Below are 20,688 nucleotides of genomic sequence, written 5' to 3'. Positions count from 1 at the left end.
AGGGGCCGACGCCCCCGCCCCTGCTTTCAGTCCGGAGTGAAGCGCATAAGCCGCGAAAGCCTACACACAGTTTGCCACCTGGGCGGCGGCGAACTGTCAGGCGCCGCGTGCCGCGGCGCGGGCACATGAAGTGGGTGAGGCGTACAGAGAGAACGTTGGCAACGAGCGCGAACAGATAAGCTGCCGTGTGAAGCGTAAGACCTTTTGGGGGCCCTCAGGCAAATACTGGAACTGGCGGTGTGAGCCGCTTTCTTTTGCCTACTTTTCTTTGCGGCGGCAAAGAAAAGTAGGTGCCGCCCCGCACAGGGGCAACGCGTGAAGCACCAAGGCATCACGCGGACGCCAGCGCAAAAACAAACAAACCACCCCAACGTCGCCAGACAAAAAAAACCTCACAACATACTTCGAGGCCTCTGCATAGTCCCATCAAAAAACCTCTGCAACCGGAACGCAGAAAGATCAAGCGAAGGCTGCCCATCAACGATCCATTCAGCCATCAGCCGCCCAACAATCGGCCCCATGGCGAAGCCATGCCCACAAAACCCGGTAGCAACCAGCAGGCCCTGCGCCTGAGCAGCAGCATCGAGCACGGGAATCCCATCGGGCAGCACATCGATCAACCCGGCCCACGACTCCACCACCTGCGCATCCTTCAAAGCCGGAAACAACGCCCGCAACTTCTGCAAAGCCCGCGGCGCATGCGAACGATTCGGCTGCGGATTCGGATCCCGCGGATGCAACACGCGCTCATCAGCAGCCAAAACACCCGGCACCCGCTCGCATAGATCACGCACGAACGCGCCATTCAGATGAAAGCTGAACTTCTCGCGCTGCGTCCAAAGCTCGGGCAAGAACCACTTGAGCGCCCGAAAATGCCCAAATGTCATATCGACATCAACCTGCATATCGTCAGCGAGATTGATCGCGCCATTCGCGCGCTGGCGAATCCCAAGCCCATGCCCCAGAACGTCGAAGCAGTAATCGCAGGCAACGGATTCGTTCGCATACAGGTACCCCGCACCGCCTGCTGCGACAAAACAATACCGAGCGTATCCAGCAACCGCCAGCTGCTCGCGCCCGCCGCGCAAATCACCTGCCGCGTACGGATCGTGCCGCGCTCGGTGACGACACCCGTCACGGCGCCCGCCGCCCGTTCGATCCCGATCACGCCACAGCCTTCAAAAAACCGCGCGCCCGCTTCGGCGGCCCGCGCCGCGAAAGCGGCCGCCGCGCGACGTGGTTCGGCCTGGCCGTCGGTCGGCGTGTACAGGCCGCCCAGCACCTTGCCTTGCATGCCCCGCACGTGCTGGTCGACCTGCGCGCGGTCGAGCACGCGCGTATCCAGCCCGTATTGCTTCGCGACGTCCATCCATTGCTGGAACGACGCCCAGTCCTCCTCCTTGTCCGCGACGTAGAGACAGCCGCCCTGGCGCCATTCGAGATCGAAATCCAGCTCGCGTTCGAGCTGCTCCCAGATGCGCATGCCCGCCATCATCAGCGGCACTTCGGCAGCCTCGCGGCCCTGCTGGCGCACGAAACCCCAGGCGCGCGTCGACTGCTGGCCCGCAATGCGCGACTTGTCCAGCACCACCGCCTTCACGCCCCGGCGCGCCAGGTAGTACGCCGCCGCGCAGCCCATGATGCCGGCGCCCGCAATCACGACGTCGGCTTGATCGGGAAACGGCGCGTCGGCCGGGCTCAGATTGGCGTGCAGCGGATAAGTGGTCGTCATCAGGAAAACGATAGAGAAATGGCGCGGACGCCGTGTCGAGGGACAGCATCTTCTCAGGCCCGCCCGCGCCCGGCAATCCCGGTCAGAAAAGCGGCCGCCACAAGCAGCCGCGCCGGCGCACCCCGTTCCGCTAGTGATTCGCCCCAAAAGAACTGTGCAAATTCACATGCCTTACCAATTAATTTCATGCGGTTTGCATATACTTCACCGCTAAAATAGACAGTCTTCGCATGATTCGAACACCGCCTCATTCGCGTGAGGCGGTCGAACTCATTAGAATCGGCGGGTTCGTCGAAAAAAGCTCGATTACTGCGGATAGGGCGCGACACCAGGCGCGCCCGAAGTCTTGCGGTACAGTTGCGGTCCTGCGAGGGCAGCACGCCCGTCCGGCGTGTCGCGCAGCACCGCGCTGCCGCCATGACGCCGCGTCATATACAACTATTTACACCGACACACACTTCGCGCATGTCCAACGAAGCCACCTCTACCGACTCGCTTGCTGTCGCCGAACGCGTGCGCGAGTTGATGAGCCGTCACGGCATCGGCAAGCGTCAGCAGACCAGCGAGCTTTGCCGGATCCTCGATCTGAGTTTCTCGCAGGGTCACCGCAAGCTGCGCGGCAACAGTCCGTGGACGCTCTCGCAGATCAAGAAGGTCGCCGAGGTATTCGGCGAGCCGGCGGCGCAGCTGTTCGGCGCGCAATCGCTCGATCCCGGCATGGTCGGCGCCACCGCGCAGGAAGCCGTGTTCGCGATCGGCGGAATCGAGCTCGCGTGCACCGCGTGGATCGGCGCGCCGATCGAAGCGGGCAGCCGGCCGGAATTCATCGCGTGGTCGAAGCTCGACCAGTGGCGTGTCGTGCGGCACGATGGCGCGCTTTATCAGAACGCGTATGAAGTCCACAAGATCGAGATCTATCCGCGCCGCGCCGAGACCGACAAGCCGTTGATCGCCGTCGTCGACGACGACCAGGCCTCCGCTGACAATCTGCGCGACTATCTCGAGCGCAGCGGCTTCGCGGCCATCGCGATCTACGGCCTAGCGGCGTTCGCCGAGACGCTCCAGACGCAGGTGTTCGACGGCGTGGTGATCGACTGGCTGTTCGGTCCGCAGACGTCGGCGGAAGCGATCCGCGCCGTGCGCGCGTCGGAGAACCCGGATGCACCGATTTTCGTGCTGACGGGTGAGTTGCTGACGGGCAAGGCGAGCGAGTCGGAAATCAGCGACATCGTGCGCAACTACGATGTCGCCTGTTACGAGAAGCCAGCGCGCATGGCGATTCTCGTCGCTGATCTGTCGAAGCGTCTGAGCCGCGCATAAATCACGGCCTCGAGCGTGGGCTCGCCTGTCAGCCCGCGACGGACGCCCCGTGCCGCGCCGCCAGCGCGCGTTGCACGGCGTCGCGCAGCACCTCGTAGTGAACAGGCTTGGTCAGGCTGTCGAAGAACGGGTCCGCCTCCGTGCGCGCCCCGCTCTCGGGCGCGTAAGCGCTCACGGCGATCACGGGCGTGCGCACCGCCTGACCCAACCCTTCCGACCTCTCCACATACTCGACCATGAACGCATAGCCGTCCTTGTCGGGCATGTGCAGATCGAGCAGCACCAGATCGCACTGCCGCGCGGCGAGCCACGCGTGCGCGTCGTCAGCATTGGCGACGGCGGCCGCGTCGCATCCCATGTGTTCGAGCATTTCGCACAGCGACTCTCGAATCAGCTGGTTGTCGTCGACGATCAGCACCTTCGGGCGCCCTTCACTTTGCGCCGCGTGCGGCACGGCCGACGCGCCGGCCGGCGCGGCGACCGGCCTCACGGGAATCGTCACCGTGAAGCGCGTGCCCTTGCCCACTTCGCTGTCGACGTCGATCGTGCCGCCGAACAGATCGACGAGACCCTGCACGATCGCGAGCCCCATCCCCGCGCCTTCGAAGCGGCGCGTACGCGATGCGTCGAGCTGCGTGAACTCCTTGAAGATCAGCGGAATCTGCTTGTCCGGCACGCCTGCGCCCGTGTCGGTGACGACGATGGCCAGCGCGTCGTCGCGCTGAGCGAAATGCAGCGTGACGGTGCCGCGCTCCGTGTAGCGAATCCCGTTGGTCACCAGGTTGTTGACGATCTGCCGGATGCGGTGCGGATCGGAATCGACGAGCCCCACCCGGCCGCTCGCGCTGCCTTCGAACACGAGACCCTTGGCCCGCGCGAACGGCTCGTGCTCGTCGACGATCGACGTCAGCAGCTCACGCGGATCGAAATGCTCGTTGCGCAATTCCAGCTTGCCGGCGCCGAGGCGCGCGTAGTCGGTCAGATCCTTCATCTGCGCTTCGAGATGGCGCGCCGCCGTCTCCAGCCGCTGGATCACCTTGCGGTCCGCTTCGGAGTGAAAGTTGAAGCCGAGCAGTTCGATCGACGAAACGATCGCGTGCAGCGGCGTGCGCAGCTCATGGCTGATCATGCCGAGGAACGCGTCCTTGGCGAGGCTCGCCTCGCGTGCGGCGCGGCTGGCCTGATGCTCGGCGTCGAGCGCGGCGTGCTGCTGCAGGATCAGTTTGGTACGGCGCCGGCCATTCATCACCAGCAGCGTGGTCGCCGCCGCCGACAGCAACAGCAGCACCAGCCCGCCCGCGAACAGCATCCGGCGTTTCGCGATGAAATCCGAATTCATCGCCTCGCGGCCCTGCAGGTCGACGTTACGGCGGCTCAGCGCGAGGTCGTTGACTTCCTTCCAGTGCTTGCGCAGCTCTTCGACCATCTGCGACGCGAGCGCAGGCGAATTCGGCAGCGCGTCGAGCGAAGGCTGCAACGCGACCAGCATGTCCGAGAGCCCCGCGATCTCTTCCTGCTGGCGCTGCACGGCCTCCGTCTGCTCGGCGAGGCGCTGCGTCGAGCCCGCCATCACGCGCAGCTTCGATTGCAACACCTGGAAATGCAGCGTGAGCCGTTGATAGTCGCTATCGGCGCCCGTCTGGTATTGCAGCAGCTGGCTTTCGAGCCGCGCGTAGGCAATCTGGAGTTGCGCGGCGTCCCAATAGAAGCCGTCGTAAGTGCCCGTCAGCTGCTGGGTTGCTCGCGGATTGAGGAGGGCCGAGTACAGCAGGTAGCTGATCGCCGCCGTCGGCGCCGCGAGCGCGGCGATCCAGATGACGACGAGCACCACACGGCGCAGCGGGCGCCGTCCTATTTGACGATGAGTGCCTTGATCTGCCATACGAATTTCGCGTCCGCCGACGCTCCCGCCAGCTCGCCGGGAAACTGGTCGCGCGGATAGATGAGAAACAGCGGCCCGAAGTCGCTGACCTGCAGGCGCTTGCCGTTCATGCTGTACGCGACGATTACGCCGTACCGGCTCGTGTCCGATACTGGAACGGTGTACGTGTAGTCATCCAGCGTGTGGATTTCGATCTGATCGCCGTACGCGCCCACGGTCTTCAGGATATCCGCGAGCAGCGGCCCCGTGAAGGTGGATTTTGCCGTCCATGTCGTCGATGTCGAAATGCTATGGACGGGCAGCGCGAGCAACTGGGCTTCGGAAAAGTGAAAAACGGTGTGATCGTCGTCGTTGGTCTTCGAGATCTTGCCTTTGACGTCGAGCGCGAGCGTGGTCGTCAGCGGCGCGGCCGACGCTCCGAACGAAGCGAAAGCCAGTACGAAGACGCTGGCCAGCGCGGACATCAAGGCGAACGAACGCAACCATCCGCATTTCTTGTAGTGCACTTTCAGGTCCCTCTCGTGTGGTCTTGTTGTTAGTCGTGCCCGCATTGTGCCTGACAACGCCATCAGACGATAACTACAACGCGGCAGGACCGGCCCCGACACAGAATCTTTACATGGCGTGCATAATATCGGCTCCATCTCAAAAAAGCCGCTTCGCCGACGCACGTTCATCCGGCCCACCACAAGCGCAACATCCGTCATGAAAAAGCCGGTTCTACCGTTGACCTACGAACAGCTCGACCACTGGATCGAATCGTTGCAGCCCGCACTGCTCGAAGAGCGCTTCGCCGCGGCAGTCGGCATTCTACGGGGCGGTGCACCGCTCGCCTTGATGGCGTCGCATACGATCGGCGTGCCTGTCGCGTTTCTCAGCTATGACCGCAGGGCGCGTCACGTCACGTGGGACTCGGCCCAGCCGCTGCCGCCGGCCGGCTCGAAGGTGCTGCTGTGTGAGGACATCGCGGGCCGCGGTTTTACGCTGGTCGATTGCATCGCCTTTCTCGAACAGCACGGTCTGATCGTGAAGACACTGACGGCCGCCTTCGACGAAATCAGCCGCATCCGCCCGGACTTTGCGAACGACGCGTCGGGCTTCTTCGCGCTGTTCCCGTGGGAACGCCAGGCCTATACGGACGACTATCGCGAGGACTGGTTGAAAGTCGAGTCCGGTACGGCCGGGAGAATGGCCGATGACCACGAATACGCGACCTACGCAATCGATCTGGACGGCATCCTGCTGCCCGACGTGCCGCTGTCACGGTATGACGAAGATCTCGCCGCCGCTTTGAACGAGCGCGATGCGCTGTTGCCTTACGAGGTCTTGCCCGACGTCGATCTGCAGAAAGTGCGCGCGGTCATCACGGGCCGGCCGCGTGCCGACCTGGAGCGCACGCGTGCATGGCTCGAGCGGCACGGCTTCGGTCATCTCGAACTGGTGATGCGCACGCCCGACGCCCATGACGAAACGCCCGAAGGCGCCGCCGCGCACAAGGCAGCCGCGGCGTTGAGCAGCGGCGTCACGCATTTCATCGAAAGCGATCCGGTGCAGGCGCTCTTCATCGCGAAACTCGCGCCGCTGCTGCGCGTGATCTGGTGGGATGCGCTCAAGCACAAAGGCACGCTGATCAGCGCGTCGGCCTGGCGCTGAGCTTCAGCACGCCGCCGCGTCTCAGCCTGCCTGCTCCTGCGCGGCGCCGGGTTGCAGATGCCGCGCCGCACGCTGCGACGCGACGACGATCAGCTTCATCGTGGCACGCGTTGCGCCGACGAACAGCTTGCGCGCATTGCGTTCGTCGAATTCGTCGAAATCCACCTCGCTCAGGATCACGCACGGCGCCGACTGCCCCTTGAAGCGGTAGATCGAGTCGAGCAGCACATCGCCCTCCCGATACGCGGGATTGCCGAACAGATCGTATTTACCCGTGAAGCTGCGCAGCCGGTGCGGGCCGAGATGATCGAGCGGCCACAGCACCGAGCCTTCGCGTCCGCGAAACGACAACACCGCGATGTCCTGCTTGCGAAAGCCGAGCGCCAGCGCCTGGGTGATCGCGCGCTTGGTCGCGTCGATGCAGCTTTCGGGCGTCTGGGTTTCGTCGTAGGTGGACAGCGAGATATCGGAGCCGTCGAACGGACTGCCCGCCGCGAGGCCCGCCGCCAGTGGCACCGTCGCGCCGACCACGCCGCGCAGATAGTCGAGGATGTCGCGCGGGCTGCGATAGTTGGTCGATTCGCGCAGCACCGTCCAGCCCGGCAGCGCGACGCTCTCGCGCATATACAGGTTCTGCAACGGATCTTCGAGCCACCACCACGCGCCGCCCGGCTTCAGCAGCCGTTCGAGCGCGGGCACCCAAGGCTGCTGGAAGTCCTGGCCTTCGTCGACGATCAGCACGTCGTACTGGAAGCGTTCGTCGATCGGCGTGTCGGCGAAGGCGCTTTCGAGTTGCTCGAACACATCGCTGCTCTGGAAATCCGGCGCGCGGCCGCTATCCCGCACGATCCAGTCGCACAACTGGTGATAGTTCGCGACCTTCGCCTCAGGCGGCGCGACGCGCGCAATATGATCCGCGAGCGGCCGGTTGAAGCACACATACAACGGACGCGCGCCGCGCGCAACGGCGTCCTTCATCACCTGAATCGCGAGTTGCGTCTTGCCGGAGCCCGCCGTGCCGATCACGCGCAGCCGGAACGGCGCGAATTCGAGCCGCCGCGCCCAGCTGGCCAGCCCGCCCGCCAGCCGCGTGACGAGCGTGCCCGCCTGGCCGACGAGCGCGCTGGCGTCGGGCGTGAGCGCCAGTTCGTCGGCGAGGAAGTGATGGATTTTCGGCGCGCAGGCAAGACGCGGCTCGTCCTCGGGCAGCGCCTCGCGGATGATGCTGACGAGCTTGTCCTTGCGTGTCGCGTCGACGATGCGCGCCGGGTTCACGCCCGAAATGGCCGCGTCCTTGACGACGTGATCCGGGCAGTACAGCAGCTCTTCGATGAAATACGTGCCCGCGCCGAACGCCGCCGTGAAGCGCCGGTGCAGCCCTTCGATCGTGCGCGCGAGCGCAATCGCCACGTTGCGCTCGGTCTGCATGTAGACCTTGACCAGCCCTTTCGGCGTCTCGCGCAGGAAGCCCGTTTTCTGCTCGACGATCATCACGCGCCCCGCCGGACTGACGATCACGAAGTCCGCTTCGCCGAACACGGAAAAGCCTTCGTGCAAGCGCGTCCAGTGCACGCCGTGATAGACCGTGTACTCGCGCGGCAGCGCCTCTTCGAGCAGCGCCAGCGTTTCGCGCTCGCGCGAAGCGGCGCCCGTGGCGGCAAGACTCTTCCAGTCGTCGGGGACAATGCGGGCCATGCGCGCCTCGTCAAAATGGGGTGCGCCCATTGTACGCAACGCGTGTAGGGGCATTGGTCGCTGCCGGAAGAAAAAGGCTGCTTCGTGTATCGTTACTGGTTCAGCGCCACGCGCAGCGCGGCTTGCCAATCAAGAAGACAAAAGAGGATTACCGGATGATTACAGTCTGGGGACGCGCCAACTCGGTCAATGTGCAGAAGATCCTGTGGGTGTGCGACGAACTGGTCTTGCCCTACAACCGTATCGACGCCGGCCTGCAGTTCGGCCGCAACGACGAACCCGACTATCTCGCGATGAACCCGACGGGCAAGGTGCCGACGCTCGTCGACGGCGACTTCGTGCTGTGGGAATCGAACGCGATCCTGCGCTATCTGGTCATGCAGTACGGCGAATCGAGCGTACTCTATCCGGATGAACCGAAGGCGCGCGCCAGCATCGACCGCTGGCTCGACTGGTCGCTGTCCACGCTGCAACCCGCCGAGCGTCCCGTGTTCTGGACCATCGTGCGCACGCCAGAGGCCGAACGCGATACCGCGAAGCTCGCCGCCGACATCGACAATGTCGCGAAGCTGTGGAAGATGCTCGATGCGCAACTGCAAGGGCGCTTCTTTATCGAAGGCGAGAAGTTCACGCTCGCGGATATCGTGCTGGGCGCGTATGCGAAGCGCTGGTTCGGGCTGCCGGGCGTCGAGCGTCCGTCGCTGCCGAATCTCGAACGCTGGTATCAGCGGCTGTCGACCCGCTCCGGCTTCAAGCAATACGTCGACTTCGATCTGACCTGAACATGACTATCTCGCTCTACGCATGGGGAACGCCGAACGGCCGCAAGATCAGCGTCGCCCTCGAAGAAATGGCGCTGCCGTACGTCGTCAAGCCGATCAACATCACGAAGGACGAGCAGTTCGACCCCGACTTTCTCGCGATCAGCCCGAACAACAAGATTCCCGCGATCGTCGATCCCGATGGACCGGACGGCAAGCCGATCAGCGTGTTCGAATCGGGCGCGATCCTGCTGTATCTCGGCGAAAAGACGGGCAAATTCCTGCCGCAAAGCCTGCGTGACCGGGTGCCCGTCCTCGAATGGCTGATGTGGCAAATGGGCGGCTTCGGTCCGATGCCGGGCCAGGTGCATCACTTCGCGGCGCTCGCGTCCGAAGACGACAAGCGCTATGGCCTCAAGCGCTTTTCTACCGAAACGCGGCGCCTGTACAAGGTGCTCGACGCGCGCCTCGCCAGGAGCGAATACGTGGCGGGCGACCTGTCGATCGCCGACTTCGCGATTCTCGGCTGGGCGTGGCGGCACGAGCGCCACAAGGTCGATCTCGCCGAGTATCCGAATGTGAAGCGCTGGTACGAGACGCTGTTCGCACGTCCGGGCGTGAAGCGCGGGTTCGACGTGAAGCTCGATTGACGCACCGTATAATCAGCGGATGAAAAACGCCAAGCCAACCGCTGCCGACGCTGCATCCACGCCGGGGCATGCGCCGGGTCTTCCGCATCACGCGCATGCCGCAGATCACGTGCATTCGCACGCGGACGACCCGCATCGCGATCACGCGCACGGCACGCCTGCATCGGCTGAGGCGGCGCTCGCGCTGGCCGAAGAATACTGCCGCGAGCGCGGCGAAAAGCTCACGCCCATTCGCCGCAAGGTGCTGGAACTGCTGCTGACGTCTGGCCGCGCCACCAAGGCGTATTCACTGCTCGACGACATGCGGCAGATTCACCCCGGCTCCGCGCCGCCCACCGTATATCGCGCGCTGGATTTCCTGCTGTCCGCGGGGCTCGTGCACAAGATCGAGTCGATCAACGCCTTCGCCGTCTGCCACGATCTGACGCAATGCCAGCACGGCATTCTGGTGGTGTGCCAGCAATGCGGCAACGTCACCGAGCTGCATCAGCCGGCGCTACGCGAGGCGCTCGTCGAGCAAATCGAAAACGCAGGCTACCGGCTCGCCGGTGATGGAATCGAGCTGAAAGGGCTGTGTTCAGCGTGCCAGGCGGCGCAAGCCGCCGGCAGCTGAAATCGCCCACTAAAAAGCGCCGCGGTTCGAGCGTCAGGTCAAACCGGCGGCGCGCGCGCCTATCGCGTCATGCAACAGCGTCACCAGCGCCTCGGGCGGCGCCGGCTTCGTCATGAAATGCTGGAATCCTTCGCCGATGCTGCGCAGCCGGTAGGCTTCATCGGTATGGCCCGTCAGGGCCACTGCGACCGAAGGGGAATGATCGCCGCGAATCTCGTGATCCCGAACCCGCTGAATCAGATAGAAACCATCCATGGCGGGCAAGTCGAGATCGCAGACGACAGCGTCGGGCAACGCCCGCAAAGCCGCCTCGACACCCTCTTCCGCATCCGCCACGGCGATGACGTTGGCGCCTTCCGATTCGAGCAAAATCTTCAACGATTCCCTGTTCTGCGGATCGTCTTCAACGAGCACGATCGTGGCCTGATCGAGCCTCAATACTCCGTTCATCTTGATGTTATGGCTTGAAAAGCTGGTTATGCATTCTGACGTGGACATGATGTATCTAACGCAAGGTGTACCGCGCCAGAGCCGGCAGCGGAAAACGGTTCAACGTTTCTACTCTCGTATGCACGTTCTTACCAACGAGTGACGGACGCGCTGTTCGTCCGACAAACTCCCCTGTTTCGCAAATTCGTCACTGCATGCGCCGACTCGCAGCGCATATCGTTCTGTCGGACTCAATTGTACGGAACGAGTTGCACGCGACTGTACGCTTGTCCGCTCCGGCATATAGCTTGACGGTCAAAGACCACGCGCCATGGTGACGATTAGCCAAGGCGCTTGCATGACCGTTCGATAGCAGATTTGCGAAACGCATAGCATGAAGCACGTTGCGTGCCGCGTAGTCCGCGGGGCGCGACGGCGTTGCTCTATTTTGATCCAGCGCCGTTCAGGCTGCAGCAGGCGGGGTCACGCCGTGCGTCAGCAGCGCGACCGCATGGCGCGCGATGTCGTCGGCTGTCAGCTTGCGGCGGGCCGGGTCGTTGCGCCACATCGAGGACGTTGCGAGCGGCAGGATCGTGAGGCCGATCACCGACAGAAAGACCAGCGACGGCTCCAGTTCGCGATTGAGCTTGCCTTCCTTCTGCCATTTCTCGATGAATTCGATGCCGCTTTTCTGGTTCGCGTTGCCGAAGCGCTCGTGCATGCGCTGCTTGAGCAGGCCGCCCTCACTGATCACTTCGCGGATCCACAGCGATGGGAACCATGGGTAATCGCCTGCCACTTCGACGAACCGCTGCGCGAGCAGCGTGATCCCCGCGATGGGGTCGTCGGGATTCGTCTGAAAAGAGCCGCTGAGTTTCGCGCGCAACGGCAGGAAGCGCTCGTCGATCAGCACGTCGAGCAGTTGATCGCGGGTCTTGAAGTAGTAATGCATCATCGCGGGCGTGAAACCGGCCTCGCGCGCGACCTGACCGAGCGTCGTATCGACGATGCCCTGCCGCGCGAACAGCGCGAGCGCCGCATCCAGCAGACGGGCGCGCTGTTCCGGTCCGCGTCCGCTGCCGGAAGGACGGCCGGGCCGGCGCGCAGCAGGCGCGCCTTGTGCGCCTGTGCTTTCGCCCTCTTGCGCCTCAGAGACCTGCTCATCCCGACCTGAACTCCCTACCGCTGCCGATTTTGTTGCCATGACCATGAATTTGACGAACGCTGGAATATGTCATATATTAATCTGCATGTTAATTAATTTCAAGGCGGTTTGACAGCCATGGAAGCCCAGATGGACAGCCAGACTCTTTCTTCCGACGCGGCACCCGCAACGCTGGAACGCCCGTCGCTGCGCGTGCTGTTTCCGGCGCTGCTGCTGGTGATGCTGCTCGCCGCGCTCGACCAGACCATCGTGTCGACCGCGTTGCCTACTATCGTTGGCGAGCTTGGCGGACTGGACAGCCTGTCGTGGGTCGTCACCGCGTACCTGTTGACGTCCACGATCGTCGTGCCGTTGTACGGCAAGTTCGGCGACCTGTTCGGCCGCAAGGTCGTGCTGCAGACTGCGATCGTGCTGTTTCTGATCGGCTCGGCGCTCTGCGGCGTCGCGCAGAACATGACGCAGCTGATCCTGCTGCGCGCGCTGCAAGGACTCGGCGGCGGCGGACTGCTGGTCATCACGATGGCGGCAATCGGCGACGTGATTCCGCCTGCCGAGCGCGGCCGCTATCAGGGCGTATTCGGCGGCGTATTCGGTCTTGCGACCGTGATCGGTCCGATGATGGGCGGCTTCCTCGTCGACCATCTGTCGTGGCGCTGGATTTTCTATATCAACGTGCCGCTCGGCATCGTCGCGCTGCTGGTGATCGGCGCCGTGTTCAAGCCGCGCGTCGCGCATGTGAAGCACACCATCGACTACATGGGCGCAGCCTTTCTCGCAGGCGCCCTCACTTGCCTGATCCTGTTCACGAGCCAGGGCGGCACGGTGCTGCCGTGGACGTCGCCGCAACTGTGGGGCACGCTGCTGCTCGCGTTCATCTGCATCGGCGGGTTCATCTATGAAGAGCGTCTCGCCGTCGAGCCGATCATGCCGCTCGAACTGTTTCGCGACCGCACGTTCCTTTTGTCGAGCGCGATCGGGTTCATCGTCGGCGTGTCGCTGTTCGGTTCGGTGACGTTCCTGCCGATGTATCTGCAGGTGGTGAAGAACTCGACGCCGTCGGAAGCGGGGATGCAGATGCTGCCGATGATGGGCGGCGTGCTGCTGATGTCGATCATCACGGGCCGCATCATCAGCCGTATCGGCAAGTACCGGATGTTCCCGATCATGGGCACGTTCCTCGTCGGCGTGGCGATGGTGCTGCTGACCACGCTGAAGCTCAGCACGCCCGTTCACGTGATGTATGCGTACATGGCCGTGCTCGGCTGCGGTCTCGGCATGGTGATGCAAGTGTTGATTCTCGCCGTGCAGAATGCTGTGCCGTTCAAGCATCTCGGTACGGCCACGTCGGGCGCGACGCTGTTCCGTTCGATTGGCGGCTCGGTCGGCGTCGCCGCATTCGGCGCGATCTTTTCGAATGGACTCGCTTCACGCCTGCAAGCGTTGATTCCACCCGACACCGAGCTGCCGCACGCGCTCGGCCCGGCTGCGATTCATCACCTGCCCGCCGCATTGCGTGACGACTATCTGCAAGCGTTCGCAAGTGCATTGCACACGGTGTATATCGTCGCGGCTTGCGTGGTAGTGCTCGCGTTCGCGCTCGCATGGCTGCTGAGGGATCATCCACTGCGCAAGCAGTAAAGTGCCGGCGAAAACGGACAAACGCTAGCAAACAAAGACACACTCACGACGTCACGCACAAAAGACGTGCAGCATTCGTTCGACATGCTCTGCAGTTTTCACATACATGGTGGGCCGGCCGCTTTTGCGCGCCGGCCTTTTATCTGAAGGATGTGTTTCCTATGATTAATCAGCGACGCGTTGCGTTGTATTCGCGTCTATGCAAAAACCCTGATGCACGATCGTTTTCGCCCTGAAAACACGACACATTTGTGTTCGGTAGGTAACAACGTCGATTGACGCGAGGAACGAAAGAAACCATATTGGCACACACAGCGGCCCCGTACGAAAGGACTGGGCCGGCCGCTACCCAGCGCATGTGGATCGTGAGTTCCGCCGACTGCGAGTTTGCTTCAACTTCGATCCTGAGCATGCCGAAATGGCATCGCCTACAACTGGTTGGGGTTAAGCATGTCTGCTGAAACATCACCTGCCCAGGGTTTCCCAACGCCGTGCACACGGTGCGGGGGCGTGCTGTACCAGCATGTCGAATTCTGCCCATATTGCGGCGCCGATCATCCTCTCGAACGAACCCAGCGCAGACGCAACGGCACGCAATTGAGAGCTGTCGAGACCCAGCCGCCCGCGCCTGAAGAAGTCCATACGGCTGAGCCAGTTGGCCTCCCGTCGCTTGCATCGCCCGAACCTCCCATTTCGCCGCTCGACGGGCCGCCACCGCTGCGTCAGTCGGCCGGCCGCTGGATCGCCACGAAAGGCATCGTGCTCCTGCTCTTCATCGTCGCGCTTGGCTACGCGGGCTATCTGCTGCTCGGCGACAATCACAGACAGGACACAGCGACGGAAGAAGCGACGAACAGCGCGAGCACGTCGGGCGGATCGATTTCGCCGTACACCGCGCCGCAAAACGCGCGCAACACGCCGACCGCCAACGTGACCAACGTGCCCGCCGCGAAGGCACTGCCCGCCCCCATCGCGCCGCCGCGCCCGCGCGTGGCCCAGCACTACCAGAACGTGGCCGATGCATTGCGCGCGGCGCGCGCCGCGCTCGCGCGCAACAACCTCGCTGAAGCGCAGTCCGCGCTATCCGATGCACTGTCCGTCGAATCGGGCAATACGGACGCGATACAGATGCAAAGCGATCTGAAGGATCGCGAGAACAAGCGCGATGTTGCGCTCGGCGCTGCGACCACCTGTGCAAAAGACAAGCAATGGGGCTGCGTGCGCGAGCGCGCAGCGCAAGCGCTCGCGATCGACGTCAGCAGCGTCGATGCGCAGGCACTGCTCGAGCGCATGATTCTGACGACGGGCTGGAAACCGCTGGCGGGCGCAGCCGCTTCCGCGCCGCGCGCCGGGACGCCGCAAGCCAACGCGAACGCAAATACCAACGTCGCGCCGGCGCCAGCGCCCGCCATGCCCTCGAACAACACGGCAACGACGAACACCACAGCCACGCCACCAGCAACGAACACGGCCAGCGGCATCGAAGCGCAAATGCGCGCGATCCGCGAATCGGGCTGGAAGCAGGCGCCGTCAGCGAAGAAACAGTAGAGCACGTCACGCAATCGAGAAAACGAAGCTACTCAACGCATTGCAATGCCTGATGTAACGGAACATGCGCGTCAGCCGTTGGCGCATGCTGTTCAACACACCATGAGGTAGGTAGACCATGCTCAAAACGATGCTAACGGGATTGACGGGACTGGTGTGCATGATGATCGCGTCATTGGCCGTGGCGGCGGGGGCCAGTGCGCACTACAAGATCGTCACGGGACAGGAACGCGGCACGTATATCCAGATCGGCGCCGATCTCGCGAAGTATGTCGCGCAGCCTGCGGGCATCGACCTCGAAGTGATGCCGTCGAAAGGCTCCGCGGAAAACGTGCAGCGTATGCGCTTCGAGCCGGGTGTGAAGCTCGCGCTCGTGCAATCGGACGTGTATCAGGCGTATCTCGACATGGCCAATACCGGCAATGCCGACGCGGGCACGACGATCCGTCCGCTGCGGCTCATCATGCCGCTCTACAACGAGGAGATCTATTTCGTCGTGCGCGACGACTCGCCTATGAAGTCGATCAACGAGATCAAGGACAAGGTCATCAGCATCGGTCCGATCGGCAGCGGCACGGCGCAATCGGCGACCACGCTCTACCACCTGATGTTCAATCAGTCGATTCCCGAGCAGAACGTGCAGAGCCTGTCCAACGAGGACGCGATTGCCGCGCTCGTCGTGAAGAAGATCGACGTGGCCGTGATCGTCGCGGGGCAGCCGGCCAAGCTCTTCACCGATATGAATCCCGATCTGCTCTCGCAGATCCGTATCTTGCGCGCCGATCCGAACGCGGCCGAAACCACGCGCGCAAAGGAAACCTATTTCCCGGCGACGATCCGCCAGAGCAGCTATCCGAACTGGCTGAAGGACGACGTGCCGACGCTGACCGTGAAAGCCTTTCTCGTCACCTATGACTACGGTCTGCGCGACACGGTGAGCAATCTGAACCGCTTCGCCGATTCACTGTGCGAGAACTTCGATGTGCTGCAGGAAAAAGGCCACCCTAAGTGGAAGCAGGTGAAGCTCGAACTGCCGCCGCTCACGAAAGGCTGGCAATACTATCCGCCCATCGAGCGGCACTTGCGCTCGTGCATCGCGCGCCGGGCGTCGATGCCCTCAGGCGGCGCGACGGCGGCAGCGGTGCAGCAACAACCCGCCGCGCCGAAAGTGAACAAACGTCCGTGCTCCGATCAGGAGCGTCTGCTGCTGTTGTGCGGCAAGTGAGATCGTATTGACGTAACGAGCACAAAAAACGCCACGACGTGATGCGCGCCGTGGCGTTTTTTCTTGCGTCCTCTTGCGGGACTACTGCGCAGACGCGCTGCTTTCCCAGCCAAGCCCCAGGCTCTTCTGCAACGCGACGTAGTCCTTGATCAGCTGCGCGTCGCTCTGTACGCGATTCTGCTCCGCCGTGTAGCGCGTGCGTTCCGCGTCGATCCAGTCGAGCGCCGACGCCGTGCCCGCGCGATAACGCTGCTCGGTCAAGTTCGCCGCGCGTGTCGCGGAGCCTTCAACCGTACGCAGGCTGACGACGTTCTCGCGCTCGTGCCCGAATCGCGACAGCGCGACATCGGCATCGCGCAGCGCGCCGAGTACGGTGCTTTCGTACTTTGCCTGCGCTTCGTCGAACGACGCGCGCGCCTGATCGACTTTCGCCTTCGTGCGGCCGAAGTCGAACGCGTTCCACTGCAGATACGGCACGCCGAGCCACGTGAGATTGTCCTTGCGCACCAGATGGCCTGGGTCTGCGGCGCTGTAGCTCAGGCTGCCGAACAGCGTGACTTTCGGAAACCAGTCCGCTTCGCGCTCGCCGATCTGCGCGCTCTGCGACGCGAGCCGGCGCTCGGCCGCGCGCACATCGGGACGCCGCCGCAGCAACTGCGCCGGATCGCCGACGGCAACCGTCTGCGGCAACGCGGGCAGCGGCGTGGGCTGCTTCAACATGTCGTCGAGCGCGCCCGGCTCGCGGCCTGTCAGCAAGGCGAGTTGATCGAGCGATTCGGCGATCTGCGCGTCGAGCGGTATGAGCGCGTTGCGCGTGTTCTCGACCTGCGTGCGCACCCGCTCGACATCCACTTGCGATGAGACGCCGCGCTCGCGCCGCTGCTCGGTCAGCGACAGCACATGCTCTTCGAGCTCCGCCGATTTGCGCACGATCGCAATGCGCTGCTGCTGATCGCGCAAGCCGACGTACGCGCTGCCGATTTCCGCGGCGAGTTGCACGTGCGTATCGGCGAGATCGGCTTCGGACGCGTCCGCTTCCGCCGATGCCGCTTCCACCGCGCGACGCGTGCCGCCAAACAGATCGAGTTCCCAGCTCGCGTCGAAGCCCGCCAGATACAGCGCGACGGGACCGCGCCCGCCCGACGATCCAGAACTGCCGCCGCTCAGCGACGACAGATCGGGTTCGCGCGTGCGCACATAAGCCGCGCTCGCGCCGACTTTCGGCAACGCGTTACTTTGCTGCTGCGTCAGCCCGGCGCGCGCCTGGCGCACACGCGCCTGCGCCGCGCGCAGATCCGGACTGTTGTCGATCCCCGCTTCGATCAGCGCGGTCAGTTGCGGATCGTTCAGCGCGACCCACCACGCTGCAACGCCCGGCGCAGTCGCTACGACGCCGTCGGGCGCACGCTTGAAGCTGCTGGCGTTCGTCGTGGCCGGCGCGCCCTTGTAGTCGGGGCCGACCGTGCAGCCGGCGAGCAGCACAGTCAGCGCAGCCGCGACGGGCGCAAGCATCGACGCCACATATGAAACGCGGCGCGGTGCGAAATGGGAATCGGAGCGCGCGGCAACCGCGCCGCGTCGAGCGGCAAAATCAAATGGCTTCATCACAGGTGTCAATGTCCGGCCGACGGCGTGCCCGGTGCCGGTTTCTTGAGAAGAAAAGCGAGAGGAATGCACAGCAGCAGCGCGACGGCGAGCACATAGAACGTTTCCGAGAACGTGATCACGCTCGCCTGCAACTGCATCTGTGCTGCGAGCTGGCCGAGCGCCTGCATCTTCGCGTAGGCCATATCGCCGTGCTGCGCGAAAAAGCCCGCCGCGCTCTGCGCGACGTGTTCCTGACCGATCAGCGAATTCGCCGTCACCGACTCGCGGATCATGTCGTCATGAAACGTATTGCGCCGGTCGATGAACGTGCCGAGCAGCGCGAGTCCCACCGAGCCGCCCAGGTTGCGCGCCATGTTGTAGAGCCCCGCGGCATCGCCCGCCTGTTCGCGCGACACGGCCGCCATCGACGCCTGGTTCAGCGGCATCATCGCCAGCACCTGGCCGACGCCGCGCAGCAGTTGCGACCACGTGAAGTCGTCGCCCGCGCTCTGCGCCGTCAGTGAAATATCGAGCAGACAACTGCCCGCGAAACACGCGAGCCCCGCCATCACGAGCAGCCGCGTATCGACGCGTCCCATCAGACGCGGCAGCACGGGCATCATCAGAAACGCGGGCAGGCCCGACATCAGCATCACCGCGCCCGACTGCTGCGCGTTGTAGCCCGCCACGCCAGAGAGAAACTGCGGCAACAGATACGACACGCAGTACAGCCCCGCGCCGACCGTGAAGACGATGAAGATCACGCTCGCATAGCGCGCGTTGGTCAGCAGCTTCAGACGCACGATCGGCTGCTTCGACACGAACTGCGCCGCGAGCAGCAGCGCAATGCCGACAGCCGCGACCACGCTCAGCCATATGATCATCGGCGATTCGAACCAGCGTTCGCGCTGCCCTTCTTCGAGCACCACGGTCAGCGAACTCAGACCCGCCGCCATCCCGACGATACCGAGCCAGTCCGCGCGCACGAACTGCTGCCAGTTGGTGCGCGCGTTGTCCAGCCCGGCGACGAGCAGCACGACGAGCGCCACGCCCACGGGCAGGTTGAGAAAGAAGCACCAGCTCCAGTCGATGTTCTCCGCGAGCCAGCCGCCGACCACAGGCCCGAGCAACGGCCCGAGCAGCACGATCAGTCCGAACATCGTCATGCCGATCGGCATCTGATGACGCGGCAGCCGCGTCGCGACGATGGTCTGCGCGGTCGGAATCATTGCGCCGCCCGCGAAGCCCTGGCCGATCCGCCCGACGATCATCTGCGGCAGGCTGTGCGACATCCCGCAGAGAATCGAGAACAGCGTGAAGAGCGTCGCGTTGCCGAGCAGGAAATTGCGCAGCCCGAACACGCGTGTGAGCCACGCGGCGAGTGGAATCATCACGATCTCGGACATCAGATAGCCCGTCGATATCCACGTGCCTTCCGTGCCCGTCGCGCCGATCTGCCCTTGGATCTGCGGCAAGGCGGAGTTCGTGATCGAGATGTCGAGCGTGGCCATCAGCGCGCCGAGCGCGCCCGCCGCGACGGCCGTCCAGTCGGCGGCCGTTGCGTTGGCCGGTTTTGCGCCAGCGTGCTCAGCCACGGCCGTTCTCGCGTTCGATGCGCGCTTCGTTGTCGCGCGCGCCGCGCGTGTCCACGTCGACGTTCACCGACAGGCCCGGCAGCAGCACCTTGCGCGTTTCCTGCCCGACGTCGAGCCGGATGCGCACGGGCACGCGCTGCACGATCTTCGTGAAGTTGCCCGTCGCGTTCTGCGCGGGCAGCAACGCGAACTGCGAGCCCGTGCCCGGCGAAAAGCTGTCGATCCTGCCGTGCAGCTTCGTGCCCGGCAGCGCATCGACGCGCAGCGTCACGGGCTGTCCGACACGCATCATGCCGATCTGCGTTTCCTTGAAGTTCGCGACGAGATATACGTCCTGCACAGGCACGATCGTCATGAAGCGCGAGCCCGGCTGCGCGTATTGACCGACGCGCACGCTGCGGTCGCCGACGCGTCCGTCGATGGGACTCTTGAGCACGGTGTCCTGCGTGTCGAGTTGCGCCTGGCGCGCGCTCGCCTCGGCGGCGGCCAGTTGCGCGCGCGCCTGTTCGATCGCCGCGTGCGTGGTCGCGATCTGGCGTTCGGCGCTTTGCAGCGCGGCGGCATCCGCGGCACGCGTGGCGCTCGCCTGACGCTGCGTGTTGCGCAGCTCAGAGACGCGCTCGCCCGTCTCGGCGCCCGTTGCGGCCAGCGGCTCGTAGCGCCTGACCTGATCGGCCGCATGCGCTTCGTTCGCGCTCGCGCCGTCCAGCTGCGCGCGGGCTTGCGCGATGGCCGCCTGCTGCTGCGCGAGTTCCGCTTCGCCATGCAGGATGTCGGCGCGGCGCGCGGCGATGGTCGCGTTCGCCTGTTCGAGCACCGCGTCGTACTGGCGGCTATCGAGCCGCACCAGTGGCTGGCCGCGTTTGACGGCCTGGTTGTCGCCGACCAGCACGTCGGCCACGTAGCCCGACACTTTCGGCGCGACGGTCATGCCGTCGGCTTGCAGGTACGCGTCGTCCGTGCTTTCGATGAAACGTCCCGCCGTCCACCAGTGCGCGCCCCAGGCAATCGCGCCGAGCACCGCGACACCGCCGATGATGAGAAATACGCCCTTCTTTCTGGACCGTTGCGCGTTTGCGGCGCGCCCCGCGTCTTCGACGGGCAAAGTGGCTGACATGTTGACCTCGGATAACTTATACCAATCGTTATAATTATTCCAGTTGGTACAATTTAGTCAACAATATTGTTTTTACGA

Annotated in this window: 17 protein-coding genes and 1 pseudogene; 8 read left to right on the top strand and 10 right to left on the bottom strand. The window is 63.9% G+C overall.

The window, feature by feature from the left end; genetic code table 11:
• Positions 1-392: 392 nt before the first annotated feature.
• Both PPGU16_RS17275 and PPGU16_RS43080 read right to left on the bottom strand, forming a co-directional pair.
• Positions 393-1,732: pseudogene (locus PPGU16_RS17275) on the bottom strand (NAD(P)/FAD-dependent oxidoreductase).
• Between the two features lie 306 nt (positions 1,733-2,038).
• A complete protein-coding gene (locus PPGU16_RS43080; RefSeq protein WP_274599987.1) occupies positions 2,039-2,164 on the bottom strand; it encodes a hypothetical protein in 126 nt (41 codons plus the stop codon).
• A 33-nt stretch (positions 2,165-2,197) separates the two neighbouring features.
• Here PPGU16_RS43080 and PPGU16_RS17270 point away from each other — a divergent pair, with 33 nt between their 5' ends.
• Positions 2,198-3,052 (top strand): helix-turn-helix domain-containing protein, encoded by an 855-nt coding sequence (locus PPGU16_RS17270; protein ID WP_007588675.1) that lies wholly within the window; start codon positions 2,198-2,200, stop codon positions 3,050-3,052.
• Between the two features lie 28 nt (positions 3,053-3,080).
• Here PPGU16_RS17270 and PPGU16_RS17265 read toward each other — a convergent pair whose 3' ends face one another.
• Complete coding sequence (locus PPGU16_RS17265) at positions 3,081-4,934, bottom strand: ATP-binding response regulator (protein WP_180723845.1); 1,854 nt, start codon at positions 4,932-4,934, stop codon at positions 3,081-3,083.
• Positions 4,904-5,440, bottom strand: a complete 537-nt coding sequence (locus PPGU16_RS17260) for a putative pterin-binding protein (RefSeq protein ID WP_180723844.1) — start codon at positions 5,438-5,440, stop codon at positions 4,904-4,906. The genes PPGU16_RS17265 and PPGU16_RS17260 overlap by 31 nt, the downstream gene beginning before the upstream one ends.
• 199 nt (positions 5,441-5,639) lie before the next feature.
• Here PPGU16_RS17260 and PPGU16_RS17255 point away from each other — a divergent pair, with 199 nt between their 5' ends.
• A complete protein-coding gene (locus PPGU16_RS17255) occupies positions 5,640-6,587 on the top strand; it encodes a phosphoribosyltransferase (RefSeq protein ID WP_180723843.1) in 948 nt (315 codons plus the stop codon).
• A 21-nt stretch (positions 6,588-6,608) separates the two neighbouring features.
• Here the strand turns inward: PPGU16_RS17255 and PPGU16_RS17250 are convergent, their stop codons facing one another.
• On the bottom strand, positions 6,609-8,282 hold the full coding sequence (locus PPGU16_RS17250) for an ATP-binding domain-containing protein (protein ID WP_180723842.1): 1,674 nt from the start codon (positions 8,280-8,282) through the stop codon (positions 6,609-6,611).
• A 155-nt stretch (positions 8,283-8,437) separates the two neighbouring features.
• Between PPGU16_RS17250 and PPGU16_RS17245 the strand changes: the two genes are divergently transcribed.
• The 3 genes from PPGU16_RS17245 to PPGU16_RS17235 are packed head-to-tail and all read left to right on the top strand — an operon-like array spanning position 8,438 to position 10,306.
• A complete protein-coding gene (locus PPGU16_RS17245) occupies positions 8,438-9,064 on the top strand; it encodes a glutathione S-transferase family protein (RefSeq protein WP_180723841.1) in 627 nt (208 codons plus the stop codon).
• Positions 9,065-9,066: 2 nt separating this feature from the next.
• A complete protein-coding gene (locus PPGU16_RS17240; RefSeq protein ID WP_180723840.1) occupies positions 9,067-9,693 on the top strand; it encodes a glutathione binding-like protein in 627 nt (208 codons plus the stop codon).
• A 19-nt stretch (positions 9,694-9,712) separates the two neighbouring features.
• The gene (locus PPGU16_RS17235) at positions 9,713-10,306 is read left to right on the top strand and encodes a Fur family transcriptional regulator (RefSeq protein ID WP_180723839.1); all 594 of its coding nucleotides are present in this window, start codon (positions 9,713-9,715) and stop codon (positions 10,304-10,306) included.
• A 33-nt stretch (positions 10,307-10,339) separates the two neighbouring features.
• Here the strand turns inward: PPGU16_RS17235 and PPGU16_RS17230 are convergent, their stop codons facing one another.
• Positions 10,340-10,804 (bottom strand): response regulator, encoded by a 465-nt coding sequence (locus PPGU16_RS17230; RefSeq protein WP_180723838.1) that lies wholly within the window; start codon positions 10,802-10,804, stop codon positions 10,340-10,342.
• 394 nt (positions 10,805-11,198) lie between these two features.
• Complete coding sequence (locus tag PPGU16_RS17225) at positions 11,199-11,945, bottom strand: TetR/AcrR family transcriptional regulator (RefSeq protein ID WP_180723837.1); 747 nt, start codon at positions 11,943-11,945, stop codon at positions 11,199-11,201.
• Positions 11,946-12,029: 84 nt separating this feature from the next.
• Here PPGU16_RS17225 and PPGU16_RS17220 point away from each other — a divergent pair, with 84 nt between their 5' ends.
• The 3 genes from PPGU16_RS17220 (at position 12,030) to PPGU16_RS17210 (ending at position 16,311) form a co-directional block, all read left to right on the top strand.
• Positions 12,030-13,538, top strand: coding sequence for an MDR family MFS transporter (locus PPGU16_RS17220; protein WP_180723836.1), 1,509 nt, complete (start codon positions 12,030-12,032; stop codon positions 13,536-13,538).
• A 510-nt stretch (positions 13,539-14,048) separates the two neighbouring features.
• The gene (locus PPGU16_RS17215; protein WP_243460626.1) at positions 14,049-15,086 is read left to right on the top strand and encodes a zinc ribbon domain-containing protein; all 1,038 of its coding nucleotides are present in this window, start codon (positions 14,049-14,051) and stop codon (positions 15,084-15,086) included.
• A gap of 118 nt (positions 15,087-15,204) precedes the next feature.
• Positions 15,205-16,311, top strand: coding sequence for a TAXI family TRAP transporter solute-binding subunit (locus PPGU16_RS17210; protein WP_180723834.1), 1,107 nt, complete (start codon positions 15,205-15,207; stop codon positions 16,309-16,311).
• 81 nt (positions 16,312-16,392) lie between these two features.
• Here the strand turns inward: PPGU16_RS17210 and PPGU16_RS17205 are convergent, their stop codons facing one another.
• The 3 genes from PPGU16_RS17205 to PPGU16_RS17195 all read right to left on the bottom strand — a co-directional run bounded on the left by PPGU16_RS17205 (position 16,393) and on the right by PPGU16_RS17195 (position 20,610).
• The gene (locus tag PPGU16_RS17205; protein ID WP_180725118.1) at positions 16,393-17,823 is read right to left on the bottom strand and encodes an efflux transporter outer membrane subunit; all 1,431 of its coding nucleotides are present in this window, start codon (positions 17,821-17,823) and stop codon (positions 16,393-16,395) included.
• A 101-nt stretch (positions 17,824-17,924) separates the two neighbouring features.
• Positions 17,925-19,493 carry an MDR family MFS transporter gene (locus tag PPGU16_RS17200; protein ID WP_180723833.1) on the bottom strand — a complete coding sequence of 523 codons (1,569 nt, stop codon included), beginning with the start codon at positions 19,491-19,493 and terminating at the stop codon, positions 17,925-17,927.
• Entirely contained in the window at positions 19,486-20,610 is a 1,125-nt protein-coding gene (locus tag PPGU16_RS17195) for an HlyD family secretion protein (RefSeq protein ID WP_180723832.1), read from the bottom strand. Before PPGU16_RS17195 ends, PPGU16_RS17200 begins: the two co-directional genes overlap by 8 nt.
• Between the last annotated feature and the right edge of the window lie 78 nt (positions 20,611-20,688).

The sequence above is a fragment of the Paraburkholderia largidicola genome (assembly GCF_013426895.1).
Lineage (GTDB): Bacteria > Pseudomonadota > Gammaproteobacteria > Burkholderiales > Burkholderiaceae > Paraburkholderia > Paraburkholderia largidicola.
The sequence above is the reverse complement of the archived record's forward strand: the minus strand, read 5'-3'. Positions and strand labels throughout refer to the sequence as shown.